The organism is Nosocomiicoccus massiliensis, from assembly GCF_000438455.1.
GTDB lineage: Bacteria > Bacillota > Bacilli > Staphylococcales > Salinicoccaceae > Nosocomiicoccus > Nosocomiicoccus massiliensis.
Genome location: NZ_CAVG010000016.1, coordinates 1 through 19,742, shown reverse-complemented (window position 1 = coordinate 19,742; position 19,742 = coordinate 1). Strand labels below are relative to the sequence as shown.

Here is a 19,742-nt window from a genome sequence, read left to right as displayed (position 1 = left end):
GATGAATTTTTGTAAATTAAAACACAGCACAACACAAAAAATCACCCGGAAACACGAATCTGTTCGTATTTTCGGGCGTCACACAAAATACACACCGCGGTAGATGAACTACCTCACCCCGCACCATTCGAGGCGAAACTGGATATTCTCCGGCACGGCAATTTTATTCTTCTAAAAGTGCTTCGAGCTCTTCTTTTTCGATCCAAACATCGTTGCGGCAGAAGTTACATACTGCTTCAGCCCCACCGTCTTCTTCGATCATTTGTTTGATTTCGTCTTTTTCTAGTGATGCAATCGCGTTGATGAATCGTTCTTTACTACATGTACATTCGAATTCTACTGGCATTTCATCGAGTTTACGCCAAGAGTCACCGAGTACTTCATCGACGATTTGTTCTGGTGATAAATTGTCGTCGATCATTTGTGAAATTGGTCGCATCTCGCTCGCTATTTTTTCTAGACGTGTAATCGTCTCTTCGCTTGCTGCTGGTAGTACTTGAATGACGAGTCCACCCGCTGCTTTGACAGTGTTATCTGGATTAACGAGTACGCCGAGTGCAACGATTGATGGGACTTGCTCTGAGTGATAGAAGTAATAAGAGAAGTCTTCACCGAGTTCGCCTGAGATAAGTTCTACTGAACCGACAAAGTTATCTTTAAGTCCGATGTCTTTTGCGACTCTTAAATATCCGTTCGTACCAACTGCACGGCTCACGTCGAGTTTTCCTTGAGCGTTTAAGTCAAAGTGAACATCTGGGTGTTGCACGTATCCACGCACGTGACCGTTCGCATCTGCGTCTGTAACGATTGCGCCAATCGGTCCGCCACCTTCAACTGTAACTGTGACTTTATCTTTTCCTTTTAACATTGCACCTAATACTACAGTTGCTGTCATTGTACGACCTAATGCTGCAGCTGCTGTTGGGTATGCTTTATGACGATTTACAGCTTCATTTACTGTATCTGTTGTATCTAATGAAAAAATTCTTACTTCATCGTTTAAACCTAATCCACGTATTAACTTATCTGCCATGCTTATTTCCTCCATAATAAAAGTCGCCTAACTCGAGGCGACTTTTCGTTATTTGTTATCTCTATCGTCTTGTACGTCACGTTGTTCGTTTGGACCTTTTGGATCCACGTCTTCTGTAACGTCTTCGTCTTCTGTCATTTCTGGACGAGAAACTTCTTCCTTGTTATCTGATACGTCTTCATGACGTTGTAACTTTTCTTTGATTTCCTCGTATGAATGACCGACTTTTTCGTCATCTTCAGTATCTTCTTCTAGATGACTATCGTCATACTTACGTTCAGGTAATTTTCCGTCATGGAATAATCCTTCAATTTGTTCGCGGTCTAACGTCTCTTCGACGAGTAACGTTTCCGCAATTAAAGTTAATTGTTCTTGATGCGTCGTTAAGATGTCATGACATCTTTCGTACGCTTCTTTAACAATCTTTTGAACTTCTAAGTCAATTTCATAAGCAAATTTGTCTGAGTAACTCTTCTCGTGACCCATTTCTTTACCTAAGAATACTTGACCGCCCGTTTCTCCAAATTGGATTGGTCCGAGTTTTTCACTCATACCAAATTCCATGACCATTTTTCTCGCGAGACTTGTCGTTCTTTGGAAGTCGTTATGTGCACCTGTTGATGCTTCACCAAACGTAACTTCCTCTGCAACACGTCCACCGAGTAGTCCAACGATTCGGTCTTGAAGTTCTGGCTTTGTCATAAAGTAACGATCTTCTTTTGGAAGCATCACTGCATATCCGCCTGCTTGACCACGCGGAACAATCGTAACTTTGTGAACTGTTTCTGCTTCGTCTAACACCATACCGATCACTGTATGTCCGGCTTCGTGGAATGCAACGATACGGCGTTCTTTTTCACTCATAACTCGAGATTTCTTAGCAGGACCTGCGATTACACGGTCTGTTGCTTCGTCTACATCTCGCATATCAATCGTATTTTTACCAGCACGTGTCGCAACAAGTGCTGCTTCGTTTAGTAAGTTTTCTAAATCTGCACCTGAGAATCCAGGCGTACGTTGTGCGATTGCTTTTAAGTCGACTGTTTCGTCTAACGGCTTGTTACGTGAGTGTACTTTAAGTACCGCTTCACGGCCTTTCACGTCAGGTAATCCGACTTGGATTTGTCTATCAAAACGACCTGGACGTAATAATGCTGGGTCTAAAATATCTGCACGGTTTGTTGCAGCGATCATAATAATACCTTCGTTGCCTGCAAACCCGTCCATTTCAACGAGTAGTTGGTTCAGTGTTTGTTCACGTTCATCGTGTCCACCACCGACACCTGCACCACGTTGACGACCGACAGCATCGATTTCGTCAATAAAAATAATACATGGTGAATTTTTCTTTGCTTGTTCGAATAAGTCACGTACACGTGACGCACCGACACCGACGAACATCTCTACGAAATCAGAACCTGAAATTGAGAAGAATGGCACGCCTGCTTCACCTGCTACTGCACGTGCAATTAATGTTTTACCTGTACCTGGAGGTCCAGTTAATAGTACTCCTTTCGGAATACGCGCGCCCATTTTATCGAATTTGCGGTGATCTTTTAAGAAGTCCACGACTTCGATAAGCTCTGCTTTTTCTTCATCTGCTCCGGCAACATCTGTGAAGCGCGTTTTTGATTTCGTATTATCAAATTGCTTCGCCTTACTTTTACCGAAGTTCATCATGCGGTTTCCACCGCCGCCTTGTGCATTAGACATTAAGAATAAGAAGAAGAATAGAATCACAAGTAGCGGTATGAACGTAAATAACATCCCTGTCCACGGGCTTTGTTCTTTTGCTGGTTCAACGTTAAATTTGAGGTCGTTGTCTTTCTTAGCTGTTTCTAAAATAGAATCTAAATCTCCAGTTGCGTTATAAGGAATCACTGTATGGAACGATTCATGATCTTCTTGATCTTTTAGTTTACCTTTAACAAGGTACACATTATTTTCAGGCTGAATCGTCATTTTTTCTATATTTTGATTTTCTAAAGCTTCGATAAATGGTTTGTACTGCAGTTCTTTATCTGCTTGAGTGCCGCCATTTAAGCTTTGGAATATACCGAATAATATTACTGCTAGAATTGCTAAAAGCAATATATTACGGCCAGTATTTTTAGGCATCCGTAATCCTCCGTTTCTATTACACTAAAAGAAATATTAACAAAATTAACATATATAATCTACTGTTATGCACTAGTTATATAGTTCTGGTTTTAGTAAACCGATATATGGCAAGTTACGATAGTTTTCATTGAAATCTAGTCCGTAACCGACGACGAATCCTTCAGGAATTGTCGTACCGATATATTTAACGTCGACTTCTAGTTTACGTTCAGGCACTGGTTTATCTAAAAGCGTAACAACTTCAACACTCTCAGCTTTTCTAGAACGTAAAAAGTCGATGATATAGTTAAGAGTCGCACCTGTTTCGACGATATCTTCTACAATTACGACGTGACGTCCTTCAATTGACGTCGATAAGTCTTTCAGTATCTTTACTTCACCTGTCGATTTTGTTCCGACGTAACTCGACACGTCCATAAAATCCATTTCTAAGTGAGTATCGACGTACTTCACGAGATCCCCCATAAACATAATCGAACCTTTTAATAGCGCAACAAAAATCGGATTTTTACCATCGTAATCACGTGTTAACTCAGAAGCAAGTCGTTTCGTTATTTCTTTAATATCTTCTTCGCTAAAAAGTATTTCATCAATATCATTTCTAAGCGTCATAATATAACTCCTCAACATGTAAGTCTATTTTAAAATTGCTTAATAGTTCTATTATATTATAAATATTACCTACCGCAACAATTGTACCGGTGTCATCGAGAATAATCGGCATCGTTTTTCGCTTTTCATGGCTGATCTTTTTGTCGATAAAAAGCCGACTTACTTTTTTAGTACCGACGTTCGGTATCGTTACACGATCACCTGGTTGAAACGTGCGAACGGTTAAGTTCGGCGTACCATCAACTGTAATTTTATAACCATTAAAATAGTACGTGCCAGCGTAGTCAATCGTCATCTCTTCATCGAACGTTCGGTCACTTATGACGTAGCAATCGTCATAACTACAGACGAAACTTTGTTCACCAACTGGCAATTCAAATTGACTCGTGTCACTTTGTAACAACCGAATCATTTCTTCACTATACGCTCTGCCGACGTTTAACCAGCGATTTAGTATATACACTTTTAATATGTGACTACACGCGTTAAACTTCTTTCGGCTAACAGGCTTATCTTTTAGAAAACTTTCAGCCTCTTGTTTAAAATATTGCGTCATTTCATTGTAATCTTCTTTAAATTGCGCCAAACTTTCTAAATGCAGCTCGTCGTGCTGTTCGATATTTGGTAACACTTCATGACGAATATAATTTCTCGTATAGTCGTTCGTGTCGTTTGTATGATCTTCGAAATATTCAAGACGATGTTCATGTGCATAGTGTTCGATTTCTTGTAAACGAACATTCATCATCGGTCGGAGTACTTTACCGAACTGAGACGGAATACCAATGCCTTTTAAATGGCGACCGGTTAATAACTCAAACATAATCGTTTCAACGTCATCATCTTTATGGTGTGCGGTTAAACAGTAGTCGATATTGTACTCATCTAACATGTCATAAAAGAACGCGTATCGTAAGTCTCGTCCTTTTCGCTGTGAAAACTTGTCTAAATTTAATGTCGTCGATAAAAATACATATCCGTCACTATCCGCCATTTTTCGTAACGCTTGTTCTTCACCGATTGATGCCTCACGACTCCCGTGGTTGACATGTAATATATATAACTCTCGATATGTATCTCTATAACGCGTTGTCAATAAATGATATAAAACCGTCGAGTCTATACCACCGGATAACGCTATGGCGATATTGTCTGACGGCGTCCAAGTGACGTTTAACTTGACCATTCACTTCACCCTATAAGGATAAAAAAGGCTAGAAAATTCCAGCCTTTTTACTTCTATTTATTAACGGCCACCGCGACGTGCGTCCGCTTGTCTTTTAATCGAACTCATACGCTCTTCACTATCTTTTAAGAAGTTTGAGAGTTTCTTTTCAAAGTCTTCTGGAGACTGTGCTCTACGTTGCTTTTTTGGTTTCTCTGCTTGTTTAATAGATAAAGAAATCTTTCCATCATCACCAACAGATAATACTTTTACTTCGACTTCATCGTTTACTTTAAGGTGATCGTTAATATCCTCAACGAATTTGTTTGCAACTTCACTAATATGAACGAGACCACTCTTTCCATTCGGTAATTCAACAAATGCTCCGAACGGTTTAACTCCTGTGACTTTTCCGACGAGTTTTTCGCCAACTTCAACTGACATGAACTTAAATTTCCTCCTGAATAGTGTAGTAATGTTTATTTATCATAACATTAAATGCGACAATAATCACTTTTATTACTCTTTTGACTCTGAATCCTCGTTTTCATTTGCTTGTGTTTCTGTTTGATTCGATTCTTTTTTAGATTCTGGTAACGAGAAGATCAGTTCTCCGCTTCCAGACATAAAGAAATCTCCACGGGCAATACGACGAATATAATTTTCGTCATTTAGTTGAATAATCTCTTGTTCAAGTTCTGCACGTTTCTCTTGTTTTTCTTCTAAGACGAGTTCCGTTTCACGTACCTCATCTTTTAACGCCCGATTCTCTACTTTTTGTTTAATACCGCCAGATATGAATGCAAATATAAAGACAAACGCGAGCATCGACACAATAATCATACGACGGCGTCTCACTTTACGCTCACCTTTAAGCGACTCTTTTTTAGAGTCTAAATCGATTGTATATTTATTGAGCATTTTAATAATCTTGTTCGTCATTTGCATTCACATCCTTTTATACAATTTTACACGATTTTCTAGACAGTTACCATCCAGATTCGTCTTTATCGTCTTCTATTTTTTCATCGTGTAGCATTTTTGCCATTAATTCTGCTTCTTCTTTTTTAGCATGCTCTTTTAAATCGAGGATTTCGTACGTGACGATACGGTTCCCAAAACGAATTTTAAGTTCGTCACCGACGCTAACAGTCGTGCCAGCTTTTGCGACTTTACCATTTACTTCGATACGTCCGTCGTCGCTCATCGTCTTCGCAAGTGGACGACGTTTAATAATACGTGACACTTTTAAAAACTTATCGAGTCTCATGTTGTTCCTCCAATATTTCGCCTAACGATTTCCCTGAGTGAATCGTTTCTTTCATCCATTCAAGTACTGTCGTTGCGTATTCTTTTTCGTATTTAATACGTTCTGTTTTACCTTCTTTTTTCTTTTGAGCATTCCACACTTCTGTTAACTCACTTTGGTTGTTTACTTCAACGTCTCCAAAAACGTGCGGATGTCTATGAACGATTTTACGGTTTAGACTTTCTAATATATCGTGGAAATTAAAATATCCATCTCGTTCAGCAATCGCCGCGTGCAGTCCGACTTGAAGTAAAATATCTCCAAGCTCTTCGACGAGAAGATTATCGGCTTCTTTTTCAATGGCTTCGATTACTTCATACGACTCTTCGAGTAAAAATCGTTCGAGTGATTGATGTGTTTGAACTTTATCCCACGGACATCCATTTTCACCAACGAGCACTTGGTAAATTTCACGCATATGGTAAATCGAACGGTTATCTAATGTTTCACTGTCGATTTTTTCGATAAACATCGTCATTAAATTCGAATTCGGTACGTCATAATCAATTTCTTCGAGTGGTTTTGTAATTAGTTTTTCTTCACGGCTACCAGCTGCGACAATTAAAGTGACTGGCGTCTCTGATTCGTAATAGTCGAGAAGCGTAAGTTTTACATCCGACACTGAAAACTGATCGTACACTTGTGTAATTAGTGTATGTTGACGGTGGTTTAAATCGCGTTCAGTTAATGTCGAGCCGTCTAAAATTTGAAACCCTTCGTTTACAGGAATATTTACCGCTTCAATACATACGTCGATAAAACTCTGTCCACCAATAACATCGACTTCCACACCAACATCGTTATTTAACAGTAATTCTGTCGTCGTTTCATATAACAACGGTGATCCCGGTACTGCATATATGATGTCTCTATCTTTTCCTTTTGATAGTAATGTGTCTACGATTTTTTCGTACGTCTCTTCGAACGTTTCACTTTCAACGTAATAATTATCAAATGATTCATACGAAATATTTTCAGTATGAAGTAGTTCGACGGCAGGATGATCGTTTGTACGCAAGTAAACAAAGTCGCTTGTTTTTAATTTGTTATACACACCAACTGTCATATGATCAACGTCACTACTTCCAAGGCCGACAATCGTTATCATACCGATTCCTCCTTTTTACTATTCAGCGAGCGTTTTAAAATATCGATAAATAGCTTAATATCTTTCGATTTCACTTGGAACTGAATTTCGTTATTTTGTACTCGGATACGAAGCTCTTTTTTATAATCATTCGTATCGATAAACAACCGTTCTCCATCAATTTGTGCTGTTGCGTCTTTCGTTAAGTTTAAATAGAAATATTGTTTATCTTCATATACTCTATACCCACCGAGTAGTAACGCATAAATCTTCACACGTACGAGGTCGATTAAATGCTCGACTTCTACTGGATACTCTCCGAAGCGGTCGATCATCTCATCTTCAATATCTCGTAACGCTTCAATACTATCCACTGCTCTTAAACGTTTATATAGGTCAATTTTCGATTGCTCATGTGAAATATAAGATGCTGGTAAATATGCATCAAGTTCGATTTCGACTGGTATGTTTGCAGGTTCCTTTTCTTCAATAGATAAACCACGCTTTTCTAACACAGCAGTCTCTAACATATCTGAATATAACTCGTATCCAACTGAATCGATGAATCCAGATTGGTGTTTACCGAGTAAGTTCCCCGCACCACGTATATTTAAGTCGCGCATCGCAATTTTAAACCCGCTTCCGAGTTCTGTGTATTCTTTAATTGCCGCTAGTCGTTTTTCAGCAACTTCTGTTAACACTTTGTTTGGTTGATAGAACAAATACGCGTAACTAATCCGGTTACTACGACCAACGCGCCCTCTAATTTGATAGAGTTGCGACAATCCGAAGCGATCTGAGTCTTCAATAATAAGAGTATTTGCGTTCGGCACGTCGACACCCGTTTCGATAATCGTCGTCGTTACGAGTATGTCGTACTCGTTATTTACGAATGCTTGCATCGTCTCTTCGATTTCTAACTCAGTCATTCTCGCGTGCATGACTCCAACACTCGCATCTGGCACGAGCGTTTCAATGTGAATTGCTTTTTCGTAAATTGTATCCGTACGATTGTGGAGATAAAACACTTGTCCGCCTCTTGCGAGTTCACGGTTAATTGCTTCTTTGACGAAATTCCCGTTGTATTCTAAAACGTACGTTTGAACTGGGAAACGGTTTTGAGGTGGTGTCTCAATGACTGATAAGTCTCTAACACCCATTAAACTCATGTGTAGCGTTCTTGGAATCGGTGTAGCTGTTAAAGTTAATACGTCGACGTTTGTTTTTAGCTGCTTAATGCGCTCCTTATGTTTTACACCAAAGCGCTGCTCTTCGTCGACAATGAGAAGTCCAAGGTCTTTAAACTCGACCGTTTTACCGAGAATCGTATGCGTGCCGATAACGATATCGACCGTTCCTTCTTTTAGACCTTTTTTAACTTCACGCATTTCTTTAGGCGTTCTAAAACGCGACATCATTTCCACGTTGACTGGGAAATCTTCAATACGTTCAATGAACGTTTCATAGTGCTGCGCAGCTAAAATTGTTGTCGGTACGAGTACCGCAACTTGTTTGCCGTCTTGAACTGCTTTAAATGCTGCACGAATTGCGACCTCTGTTTTACCATAACCAACGTCACCACATAGCAGTCGGTCCATCGGTTGCACTCTTTCCATATCTTGTTTAATTTCATGAATAGATGCAAGTTGATCTGGCGTCTCTTCATAAGGGAAACGTTCTTCAAAAGATTGAACCATGTCATTATCTGGGCTAAATTTAAATCCTTCAGTCGCTGCACGTTCTTGGTACAACTTAAGTAATTCGTCAGCAAGTTCATTTACACTACTTTCAACTTTCGCTTTTGTTTTCTTCCACTCTGTGCCTCCGAGCTTATGCATTTTTGGTGCACCGTCGTCACTAGAGACGTATTTTTGTACGAGGTCCATTTGATCGACAGGGATAAATAACTGATCCGTCCCTTTATATTGAAGTTTCATATAGTCATTGTGAAGACCACCAACTTCTAACGTTTCTATACCAAGATAACGCCCGACACCGTGATGTACGTGTACGATATAATCTCCGACGTTTAATTCTTGATAGGATTTAATCTTTTCAGCATTCGATAACTTTTTCGTACGACGTTTCTTTTTAGACGTACGGTTATAGAGCTCTTTACTCGTTAAAACTGCCGCGTGCATAAATGGAAGTATAAAACCTGCATCGAATTCTCCAATCGATAATACAACACCATTTTCTACTTCTTCTGGAAGTTCTTTCATGAAACTATTGATATTTAAATCTTCGAGTAGCTGGCGCGTCTTTTTGAGTTCTTCTTCGTCACGTAAAACGATGTTTACTAAAAAGCCGTCCTGTACCATCTGATTAATGTTGGATGCGAGTATATCGTATTGTCCGTAATAAATTTCAGTCGGTTTCACTGAGATTTTAACGATGTCTTGTACGTTCACAGGTAGCGCACTTAAAAATAGTGTAAAATAAATCGCATTTCTTTTATACAGACGCTCGAGTTGATGTTCTAAATAATTTCCACCTTCATTGAGCATCTTACCTGCTTCTTGAAGGCTTTCGTAATAATTATGCATCGCACGGACTTCACGTTCAAAACTTGCTTCTATCGTTTTTACTTCATCGATTAATATAATCGCATCTTCACTGATATAGTCTAAAATCGATACTTCATCGTCATAAAGCAAATGACTAAACTGGCTTAAATGACTCATCGTATAGTCTTTATTAGTCAACTTTTCGAAGTACGTATCGAGTGATTCATGTGCACCCTTGTCGATCGTTTCTTTCGTTTTATCGTACAGCTTTGTAATATGCTCAATCAGCGCGTCGCGTTCATCTTCTTCTAACACATATTCTGAAAATGGTTCGAGTGTGACAGATTCTAGATTATGTGTCGAACGCTTCGTTTCTTCGTCGATGGCACGAATTGAGTCGACCTCTGTGTCGAATAATTCAATACGTACAAGTCCACTCGACATATATACGTCAAAAATATCGCCACGTACTGCGAATTCACCGAAGTTTTGAACCTCTTCACGTCTCACGTATCCAACGTCAGATAAGTAACGAACAAACGCATCATAATCGATATCACTACCGAGTTCTAATTTCTTTTTATATGTCGATAGTTTTTCAGGCATCATTAACGGTTTCATAAGCCCTTCTGTCGGCACGATAAATAACCCTTTCTCTCTTTCAAGAAGGGCATATAACGTTCGCATGCGCTCTTTTTTAAATTCTGGGCTTTGGTCTGCCATCGTTTCAATCATGATGTCGCCAACAGGAAATGTATACACGTCTTCTGTATACGCCATCAACTGGCTTTGTAGTTTCTCCATTTTATGATTGTTTTCAACAAATAACACGACGGGTGAATCGTTCGCTTCGACGACCTCGTGAAATAACGGCCCTTTAAACTCGTCTGTAATACCTGTAACGAGTAGTGACTGATCCGGCGTATAGTCTAAAACCTCTCTCACGCGAGAGTCTTGTCTAATTCTCTCTTTAACTCGGTTATGCATTGATATCACCGTTATAACGGTTCATGACATCTATAAAGTCATGATCGATTGCCATTTCGCATGCATCTGCCGTGACGTCTAACACTTTTTCGAGTGTGACCATGTCTTCTTTTGTGAATTTTGATAAGACCCAGTTCACGATTGGCATTGGACCATCCGGACGACCAATTCCGATACGAATACGTTTATATTTTTCAGTTTTGAAGTGTTGGTTTAACGAACGAATGCCGTTATGCCCGCCCGCACTACCTTTTTGACGCAGTCTCAGCTTCCCGAGTCCAAGATCCATATCATCATATAATATATAAACGTCGTCGAGCTCGATATTAAAATAATCGATTAACGGGCGAACGCCTTCCCCGGATAAGTTCATAAAAGTTTGAGGTTTTACGAGCATTACCTTTTCGCCGTTCACTAAACCAGTACCAAATTCACATTTAAACTTATTTTCATCTAAATCGATATTTAAACTATCACTTAATGTATCAATCGCCATAAATCCAACGTTATGACGTGTGTTGTCATATTTAGGTCCTGGGTTCCCAAGTCCAACAAAGCACTTCATAATCTTTCCTCCATATTAAAAAAGGCGATGGTTCCCCACCGCCCTAGCAATAATAATATTACTCTTCGTCTTCAGATGATTCTTCTGCAGGTGCTTCTTCAGCAGCTTCTTCTGAATCTTCTGCCTCTTCTTCTTCAACTTCTTCTTGTGGTACAGATACCATTGCAAGAGTAGTGTCATCTTCGTTTTCAATCGTGAATGAGAACTTGTCACGGATATCTCCGACAGAAATTGAATCACCAATTTCAAGTGCTTCAACATTTACTTCAAGCTCTTCAGGGATGTCCGCTGGACGAGCTGTAACTTCAACTACGAAGTTAGGTTGTTCAACAACTCCGCCTTCTTTTTCACCAGCAGCTTCACCAACAGTAACAACACTTACTTCTACTGTTCTTTCTTCATCCATATTGATTGCGATGAAGTCGATGTGGTCCACTCTATTTTTTAATGATTCGAATTGATATTCGTTCACCATTGCTTGAACTGTTTTACCGTCAAGTTCAAGATCGATTACACCGTTACGTCCGATTTCACGAATTAATTTAATAAATTCTACTTCGTCGACAGTAACTGATGTGTTTTCTACATTATAACCGTAAAGTACCGCAGGTACTTTGCCAGCTGCACGTAATTCATTGAGTTCACCTTTTGTTAAACTCTCTCTTGAATTCGCAACTAGTTTTGCCATTATATTTTCCACCTTTCATAAACTAGCAGTCATTTTACCACTTTAACAAATAGCCATACGTAATAATACCATATAATAGGATATATTGTAAAAGTATTTTAACAATATTTAACTTTAGTCAAATAAGCGACTGACTGAACGCTCTTCGTGAATACGAGTAATTGCTTCAGCAAGTAACTCTCCAACTGAAAGTTGCTTGATTTTATCGATTTGTTTTTCTTCAGGTAATTTAATTGAGTTTGTTACAATTACCTCTTTAATTTGTGACTCTTGTAAATTTTCGATTGCTTTACCAGATAATACTGGGTGTGAACAACATACGTATACTTCAGTTGCACCCTCTTCGATTAACTTATCTGCTGCAAGTTTAATCGTGCCACCTGTGTCGATAATGTCATCGATAACGATTGCTGTTTTACCTTTAATGTCACCGACGATACTCATTACTTCTGCAACGTTCGCACGTGGACGACGTTTGTCGATAATCGCAATTGGTGAACCGAGTCTTTCAGCCATACGGCGTGCACGTGTCACCCCACCGTGGTCCGGTGATACGATAACGACTTCTTCTTCATAGTTTAAGTCGTGTTTTTCATCTTCAAAGTATTTCGTAATTAACGGAACACTCGTTAAGTGGTCGATTGGAATATCGAAGAACCCTTGAATTTGCGCAGCGTGTAAGTCGATAGATACAACGCGGTCTGCACCAGCTGTTTCAAGTAAGTTCGCAACGAGCTTCGCTGTAATTGGTTCACGCGGACGAGATTTTCTATCTTGACGTGCGTAACCATAGTAAGGAACAACTAAGTTGATGCGGCGTGCTGATGCGCGTCTTAACGCATCTATCATAATTAATAATTCCATTAAATGAGCGTTTACCGGCTCTGACGTTGGTTGTACGACAAAGATATCCTTACCACGTACACTTTCTAATACGTCTACTTGCACTTCTTGGTCTGAGAAGCGATTCACTTTACACTTCCCTAACTCTACACCTAAATGGTCTGCGATTTCTTGAGCAAGTGGTTCGTTTGCAGATAAAGTAAATACTTTCATATCATCTTTAATGTTTTGCTGATTTTCCATAATATCCTCCAGCGGTTATTTTTTATAATAATTTTCTTTAGTCGTTTGACGTTCACGTGCGATTGCTAAACTATCTGATGGTACATCGTCTACTACAGTACTTCCCGCAGCGATAACCGAGCGGTCACCAATCGTAATTGGTGCCATCATATTCGAGTTACATCCGACAAATGCATCGTCTCCAATGATCGTTTTGTGCTTATTTACACCATCGTAATTCACTGTAATTGTTCCACAACCAATGTTCGTTCGTTTTCCGACCTCTGCATCTCCAATATAACTCAAATGCGACACTTTTGCACCATCATCAAGGAAAGATTTTTTAGTTTCTACAAAGTTTCCAATTTTTACAGATTTTCCGATTTTCGTACCTGGTCGAACTTGTGCAAACGGTCCAACTGAAGTACCATCACCAACTTCTGAATCTGTAATGACAGAGTGTCTAATTACAACGTCATTACCGATTCTTGCGTTTATAATTTCACTATCGCCTCGAATGACACAATTTTCACCAATGACTGTTTCACCTTCGATAACTGCTCCAGGATAAATGACAGTGTCTCTCCCGATTTCTACCGTACTATCGATGTACGTGTTTTCAGGATTGATAATCGTCACACCTTGATTCATTAATCGATCTAATATAACTGTTTGATATAAATTACGGGCATTTGCGAGCTCTTTTCTCGTTTCTACTGTAAATATGCCAAAATCCGCTTCAACAGCACCGATTGCTTTCGCCATACTTTCAATCGTATCTAATTTAAGAATGTTTAACTTGTCTTTTTCGACGAGTAACAACTGTCCGTCGACGACGTAAATGTTATCGATGTCTTCTTCGTATAAACTTTTATACATTTCGTCAAAAATGAGTGGCGAACGGCTGTCGACAAATACTGTGTCTAAATTTTCGAGCTGACTTGTCTCTGTCAGAACTTTGTATGAGCCGAACGACTCATCTAATCCTTCTTTTGACGTTAAATAAATATCATTTACACCAGAAAGTTTTAACTGGTTAATGATATGCTGTAATATCGTTGTCCCACATAACGTATGTAATGCGGTATGTGTGTTTGATTTCATCTGAGATGTATCGACATCTGTTAAAATCACTGCTTGCTTATGCATAATACAATATGCCTCCAAATCGTTTCTTCTACCATTATTTTACAGTATTTCCTAGGAAATTTAAAAAGATAAAAAGCTAGGACAGCGTATATGTCCTAGCTTTCCATACGATTATTCTTCGTCTGATTCAACCGCTTCAGTTTCTTCTTCATCTTCCGTCGACTCTTCAGGTACGTCTTCAGTTTCATCGTAGACGCGCATCACTTCTTCTTGTACGTGTTGTCTCATTTCTGAGTTGATTGGGTGAGCGATATCTCTGAACTCTCCATCTGCTGTACGTTTACTTGGCATTGCAACAAATAATCCATTGTTACCTTCAATAACTCTTAAATCATGCACAACAAACGCGTCATCAAACGTAATAGACGCTAATGCTTTCATTCTCGTATCTTGATTATTCACTTTACGTAATCTTACATCAGTAATTTTCATAGTGTGTGAATCCTCCTGTAGTCAATAATACGGACATGTGTTTATATTATTTAAAAGAAGCCACAAGTTCGATTTCTACTTTTACATCTTTCGGTAAACGGCTCACTTCAACACATGATCTCGCTGGTAGTTTACCCGTAAAGTATTGTCCGTAAACTTCGTTTACGACATCGAAGTCATTCATATCTGAAATAAAGATTAAAGTTTTCACGACGTTCTCGTATCCAAGTCCGACTTCTTTAAGTATCGCACCGAGATTTTCTAATACTTGTGTCGTTTGTTCTCTCACGTCATCAGACACAATTTCACCGTTTAAATTTAATGGAATTTGACCAGAAGTGAAAAGTAAATCTCCAGCTTTCATTGCGTGACAATAAGGCCCGATTGCTTTTGGTACGTTTTTCGTATTAATCATTTCAGTATTCATAAATAAACACATTCCTTCCTATAGTTTATTATTATCCTTTTCTAAAATATTCTAAACAATTTCCCTCTTCGACGACAAATGTTTCGTTATATTCATCGATTTTTGATACTTTAACGATTGACGTATAGTCTTTATATCTACGGTTTCCAGGTGTATCTTTTGACTCGACGAGTACACTGACACCGACGACTGTCGCTTTAAATTCTTCCATCAACGTAATGACGCCATTAATCGAACCGCCTGCACGTAAAAAGTCATCGATAACGAGTACACGGCTACCTTCTTCTAGCGTACGCTTTGCTAAAATCATCGTTTCTATTTTACGCGTTGACCCTGAAACGTAATTGACAGATACCGTAGATCCTTCCGTAATTTTATTATCTTTACGAATGACTGCGACGGGGACGTTTAATTTGCTCGCGACCGCATGCGCCATCGGAATTCCTTTTGTTGCGATTGTAACAATCGCATCGATTTTTTTATCGTCATACATCGTAGCAATCAAGTCTCCGAATTTCGCCATGAGAGATGAATTGCCTACAATATCAGATAAGTATAAATATCCACCGGGTAAGATACGCTTTGTTTCAGAAATCTCTTGTTTAAATTGGTTGACGATTTTCGTGGCTTTCTCATAACTAATGTGTGGGATAAAAGTCACTCCACCTTGTGCGCCGTGCGTCGTCTCGATTCTACCGATAGATTCCTCTTCGAACACTGCTTTTATAATTCGAAGGTCTTCACTGATCGATGATTTTGCTTGTGAAAATTTGTTAACAAATACAGATAACGGGATACGTTCGTTTGGTCGTCTCGATAAATACTCCGTGATAAAAACGATGCGCTCACTCCGTTTAAACTTCATTTGCTTCTCCTCACTTATGTTGAATTAGCCGATAAGTCGTACTTTATATACTTCGTCACATATACCTTTAATTGCGTTATATAACTGTGTCGCTTGATGTTCTTTTTTACAAATACCATAAACCGTTGGTCCACTTCCGCTCATGAGTACGCCGTCTGCTTTACTTCTTCTGAAGCACTCGAGTAAATTATCGACTTTTTTATAACGCGTGCGAGTAATTGGCTCAAGGTCATTTGACAGCGCGTCGATCACGTCATGATAACTACCGTTATTTAACGCTTCGACCATACGTTTTGTCCCGCGGTTTGATTTTTCTCCTTTTAATGCGCCGTATATACGTTTTGTTGACACGCTAATATTCGGTTTTGCGAGTACAATCCACGCATGTCCTGCGCGTTTTAATGGTGTCGTAATTTCTCCACGCCCTGTTGCGAGTCTCGTGCCTCCATATACACAAAACGGAATGTCTGACCCGATTTCTGCACTGCGTCGAGCGAGTTCATCGATATCGATATTTAAATCGTATAGTTTATTTATTCCTCTAAAAGTTGCTGCGGCATCTGCGCTACCTCCACCAAGTCCTGCAGCAACTGGAATCGATTTGTCGATATGAATATCCACGCCTTTAGCACCGTACTCTTGCATAATGAGTGCAGCTTGGTAGACGAGATTTTTCTTATCGAGTGGTAAAAATCCGTGATTTGAGGACAGCACGATACGGTTATCTTCGCGTTTTTTGAACGTTAAATAGTCGTTTAAATCAATTGTCGTCATCACCATTTCAACTTCATGATAGCCATCATCTCTTTTATGAAGTACATCAAGCGTTAAATTAATCTTTGCTGGTGCTGTTTCAATATGCATATCATCCGCCCTCTACCTATTAGTAAATTACTTATTATGATACTAATTTTTTCATATTATCTAAAGAGAAAACTATCCTCTCATCATAAAAAAAGACGGATTAGAGAGTTCTAATCCGTATATATATAATATTTTAGTTATGGCACACTAAAAGATATTATCTGTTCATACCGTCAGAAAGTACTTTTAAGTTATATCTTAAATATTCGATATACGTACTCGCTTCACTGTCTCGGTTCCCAATTTCGTCACTGTACAGTGGCTTTTCGTAAATTGGTACTCCTGACTCTTTAGACACAGCTTCCATCGGACGTCTATCGACATTTGATTCTACAAATAAGACCGGCGGATTATGTTGTTTTACAAACTCTGTCGCGTCTTTAATTTGTTGTGGTGACCCGTTATCTTCTGTGTCAATTGCCCAAATATAACCTTCTTGAATATCATATTGTTCTGTTAAATATTGAAATGCAAACTCACTTGCGACTAAAACGCGTTTTTCATCTGGAATATTTTCAAACGTTTCGCGATATTCCGCTTCAATGTCTTTTAACTCAGCGATATATTCTTCTGCACGCTTTTTGTAGTAGTCGCTATTATCTGCATCAATTTCAATTAATGCTTGTTCGACCGCTTCAGCCATTTTAATACCGACGTTTGGATCGATAAACGAGTGTGGGTTGATTTCTTCATCTTTTGTGCCTGATGCGAGATACATTGGTTCGACTTCTTCAGTCGCACGGAACATTTTATTTTCGTCATAATTAATTGACGAAATGAGCTTATCTAGCCATCCACCGTTTTCTCCTTCTAAGTTTAAGCCGTTATAGAATAATGCATCACTTTTTGTTAAAAACTGAATGTCTTCTGGCTTTGGATCGTATTCATGTGGGTCTGTTCCTAGCGGCACTAAGTTATGAACTTCCACATGATCTCCACCGATCGATTCAACGATATCCGTCATAATAGAAAACGTCGATGTGATTTTTAGTTTGTCGTTTTGCTCTTCATCTGCACTGTCAGATGAACAACCCGTTAAAATAAGTAGCGTAATTAAAACGCCTGAAATCCTTTTAATTAAATCCATTTCCATAGAACTCCCTTCTTAGGTGCAAAAATAAATGCAATTAAAAAGAATGCTGTAGCTACAAGTACAATCGTCGGACCACTCGATAGATTTAGCTTAAAGCTAAACATCAGTCCGATGATGGCAGAAATTCCGCCGAGACTTGCTGCAATTACGATCATTAGAGACATACGTTTTGTGAGTAGATATGCTGTCGCCGCTGGCGTAATGAGTAAACTCACGACTAAAATAACTCCTACTGTCTGTAACGATACAACAGTTACAAGTGTGAGTAGTACCATTAATCCGTAGTGAATAGTTTTCACTGGCATCCCGCTTGCTACTGCCATCGTCGGGTCAAACGTCGTAATTAAAAATTCTTTATAGAACAAAATAACAACGAGGATAACGACAGCTGCAACAATCATCGTTAACGTACGATCTATGTCGCGTACCGTTAGAACGTTACCAAATAGTATTTCGGTTAAATCCATCGCTGTATTTGCTTTTGCAATTAACAACACACCTATCGCAAAGAACGTCGAGAACACGATCCCGATGGCCGAATCATTTTTAATATTACTGTTCTGATTAATAAACCCGATACCAATCGCTGCGAGTAATCCAACAATTACCGCACCAACGAAAAAATTAATGCCAAGCATAAATGAAATCGCAACTCCTGGTAATACTGCGTGTGAAATCGCGTCACCCATTAAAGCGAGCCCGCGCATGACGATAAAACTCCCTATTACTCCACACACAATCCCTACAACCGCACCAGTTAAGAGCGCTTTTTGAAAAAATTCGTATGCGAGGATATCGTGAAAAATATTCATAACCATCATGCTTCACCTGCTTTCACGATAATATTGTCACCATATGCTTCTTTTAAATTCTTCTCAGTGAATACTTTTTCTACTGAACCGTAATCTTTAACACCGAAGTGGACTAAAATAAGTTCATCAAAATAATCGTGCACTTTACTTAAATCATGGTGCACAATTAATATCGTAATTCCTTCTTCAGCCATTTCTTTTAAGACTTTGATGATCACTTTTTCACTCTGTACATCAATCCCAACGAACGGCTCATCTAAAAAGACGAGATCGCTATGCTGTGCAAGTGTACGTGCAATTAAGACTCGTTGGAACTGTCCGCCAGACAGTTCACCAATTTGTCGGTCTTTAAAATCTTCCATACCAACTTTTTTCAAACTTTCTAACGTGCGCTCTTTTTCTTTTTTACCAGGTCTTTTAAGTACGCCTAGGTTCGGATACGTTCCCATAAGCACGCAGTCAAAAACCGTCACTGGAAACGTCATATCAATATCGACACGCTGCGGCACGTACGATATACGTTTCGCGTGGTTTTTCATCGATTCGCCATTAAAAGTCACCGTACCAGTGTTCGGCACAAGATTTAACATCCCTTTAATAAGCGAAGACTTACCCGCACCATTCGAGCCGATAATCCCATATATATTACCTGTCTCCAATTCAAATGACGCATCTTTAATCGCATGAATATGCTTGTCGTATACGACATTTAAATTCTCTACCTTTAACATGTTAAAACTCCTTATAATCACCTGATTTTAGGATACCTTATGTTTATTTTTTAGTCAAGCCTAAACTTTGGGCGATGGGTGTAGGGCTTGAGGGTGGATTTGTACTTATTCGATTTTTTTTGAAGATAAAGAACTAGCTGGCTTCGTTTTTCATCGTTCTTATTTACAAATTTGTGCCTTGTATACTGGAATTTGTTAGATATATCCGGATAATTAACAAAAAATCGGAA

Annotated in this window: 20 protein-coding genes; all 20 read right to left on the bottom strand. The window is 39.1% G+C overall.

The window, feature by feature from the left end; translation table 11 throughout:
• Positions 1–163: 163 nt before the first annotated feature.
• The 20 genes from hslO to TJ68_RS00570 all read right to left on the bottom strand — a co-directional run bounded on the left by hslO (position 164) and on the right by TJ68_RS00570 (position 19,512).
• On the bottom strand, positions 164–1,033 hold the full coding sequence (gene hslO, locus TJ68_RS08855; RefSeq protein ID WP_040928195.1) for an Hsp33 family molecular chaperone HslO: 870 nt from the start codon (positions 1,031–1,033) through the stop codon (positions 164–166).
• Between the two features lie 48 nt (positions 1,034–1,081).
• Positions 1,082–3,151 carry an ATP-dependent zinc metalloprotease FtsH gene (gene ftsH / locus TJ68_RS00660; protein ID WP_040928194.1) on the bottom strand — a complete coding sequence of 690 codons (2,070 nt, stop codon included), beginning with the start codon at positions 3,149–3,151 and terminating at the stop codon, positions 1,082–1,084.
• Between the two features lie 72 nt (positions 3,152–3,223).
• Positions 3,224–3,766 carry a hypoxanthine phosphoribosyltransferase gene (gene hpt / locus TJ68_RS00655; protein WP_040928193.1) on the bottom strand — a complete coding sequence of 181 codons (543 nt, stop codon included), beginning with the start codon at positions 3,764–3,766 and terminating at the stop codon, positions 3,224–3,226.
• On the bottom strand, positions 3,756–4,952 hold the full coding sequence (gene tilS, locus TJ68_RS00650; protein WP_052327227.1) for a tRNA lysidine(34) synthetase TilS: 1,197 nt from the start codon (positions 4,950–4,952) through the stop codon (positions 3,756–3,758). The genes hpt and tilS overlap by 11 nt, the downstream gene beginning before the upstream one ends.
• Positions 4,953–5,012: 60 nt before the next feature.
• The gene (locus TJ68_RS00645; protein WP_040928192.1) at positions 5,013–5,375 is read right to left on the bottom strand and encodes a S1 RNA-binding domain-containing protein; all 363 of its coding nucleotides are present in this window, start codon (positions 5,373–5,375) and stop codon (positions 5,013–5,015) included.
• A 75-nt stretch (positions 5,376–5,450) separates the two neighbouring features.
• The gene (locus TJ68_RS00640; protein WP_040928191.1) at positions 5,451–5,873 is read right to left on the bottom strand and encodes an FtsB family cell division protein; all 423 of its coding nucleotides are present in this window, start codon (positions 5,871–5,873) and stop codon (positions 5,451–5,453) included.
• 46 nt (positions 5,874–5,919) lie between these two features.
• On the bottom strand, positions 5,920–6,201 hold the full coding sequence (locus tag TJ68_RS00635) for an RNA-binding S4 domain-containing protein (RefSeq protein WP_040928190.1): 282 nt from the start codon (positions 6,199–6,201) through the stop codon (positions 5,920–5,922).
• Positions 6,188–7,348, bottom strand: a complete 1,161-nt coding sequence (locus tag TJ68_RS00630; protein ID WP_040928189.1) for a MazG nucleotide pyrophosphohydrolase domain-containing protein — start codon at positions 7,346–7,348, stop codon at positions 6,188–6,190. The genes TJ68_RS00635 and TJ68_RS00630 overlap by 14 nt, the downstream gene beginning before the upstream one ends.
• Positions 7,345–10,821: a transcription-repair coupling factor gene (gene mfd, locus TJ68_RS00625; protein ID WP_040928188.1), complete on the bottom strand. Its 3,477-nt coding sequence runs from the start codon at positions 10,819–10,821 to the stop codon at positions 7,345–7,347. Before mfd ends, TJ68_RS00630 begins: the two co-directional genes overlap by 4 nt.
• A complete protein-coding gene (pth, locus tag TJ68_RS00620; RefSeq protein WP_040928187.1) occupies positions 10,814–11,386 on the bottom strand; it encodes an aminoacyl-tRNA hydrolase in 573 nt (190 codons plus the stop codon). Before pth ends, mfd begins: the two co-directional genes overlap by 8 nt.
• A gap of 58 nt (positions 11,387–11,444) precedes the next feature.
• Positions 11,445–12,074, bottom strand: coding sequence for a 50S ribosomal protein L25/general stress protein Ctc (locus TJ68_RS00615; protein WP_040928186.1), 630 nt, complete (start codon positions 12,072–12,074; stop codon positions 11,445–11,447).
• A 114-nt stretch (positions 12,075–12,188) separates the two neighbouring features.
• Positions 12,189–13,160 (bottom strand): ribose-phosphate diphosphokinase, encoded by a 972-nt coding sequence (locus tag TJ68_RS00610; RefSeq protein WP_040928185.1) that lies wholly within the window; start codon positions 13,158–13,160, stop codon positions 12,189–12,191.
• Positions 13,161–13,175: 15 nt separating this feature from the next.
• Entirely contained in the window at positions 13,176–14,288 is a 1,113-nt protein-coding gene (locus TJ68_RS08815; protein WP_040928184.1) for a DapH/DapD/GlmU-related protein, read from the bottom strand.
• Between the two features lie 111 nt (positions 14,289–14,399).
• Positions 14,400–14,720 carry a septation regulator SpoVG gene (spoVG, locus tag TJ68_RS00600; RefSeq protein ID WP_040928183.1) on the bottom strand — a complete coding sequence of 107 codons (321 nt, stop codon included), beginning with the start codon at positions 14,718–14,720 and terminating at the stop codon, positions 14,400–14,402.
• Positions 14,721–14,766: 46 nt separating this feature from the next.
• Entirely contained in the window at positions 14,767–15,135 is a 369-nt protein-coding gene (locus TJ68_RS00595; RefSeq protein WP_238316000.1) for a RidA family protein, read from the bottom strand.
• A 43-nt stretch (positions 15,136–15,178) separates the two neighbouring features.
• On the bottom strand, positions 15,179–16,012 hold the full coding sequence (purR, locus tag TJ68_RS00590) for a pur operon repressor (protein WP_040928181.1): 834 nt from the start codon (positions 16,010–16,012) through the stop codon (positions 15,179–15,181).
• 24 nt (positions 16,013–16,036) lie between these two features.
• Complete coding sequence (gene ispE / locus TJ68_RS00585) at positions 16,037–16,876, bottom strand: 4-(cytidine 5'-diphospho)-2-C-methyl-D-erythritol kinase (RefSeq protein ID WP_040928180.1); 840 nt, start codon at positions 16,874–16,876, stop codon at positions 16,037–16,039.
• Positions 16,877–17,033: 157 nt separating this feature from the next.
• Positions 17,034–17,963: a metal ABC transporter substrate-binding protein gene (locus TJ68_RS00580; protein ID WP_052327228.1), complete on the bottom strand. Its 930-nt coding sequence runs from the start codon at positions 17,961–17,963 to the stop codon at positions 17,034–17,036.
• Complete coding sequence (locus TJ68_RS00575) at positions 17,954–18,790, bottom strand: metal ABC transporter permease (RefSeq protein WP_040928179.1); 837 nt, start codon at positions 18,788–18,790, stop codon at positions 17,954–17,956. The genes TJ68_RS00580 and TJ68_RS00575 overlap by 10 nt, the downstream gene beginning before the upstream one ends.
• Complete coding sequence (locus TJ68_RS00570; RefSeq protein ID WP_040928178.1) at positions 18,787–19,512, bottom strand: metal ABC transporter ATP-binding protein; 726 nt, start codon at positions 19,510–19,512, stop codon at positions 18,787–18,789. The genes TJ68_RS00575 and TJ68_RS00570 overlap by 4 nt, the downstream gene beginning before the upstream one ends.
• Between the last annotated feature and the right edge of the window lie 230 nt (positions 19,513–19,742).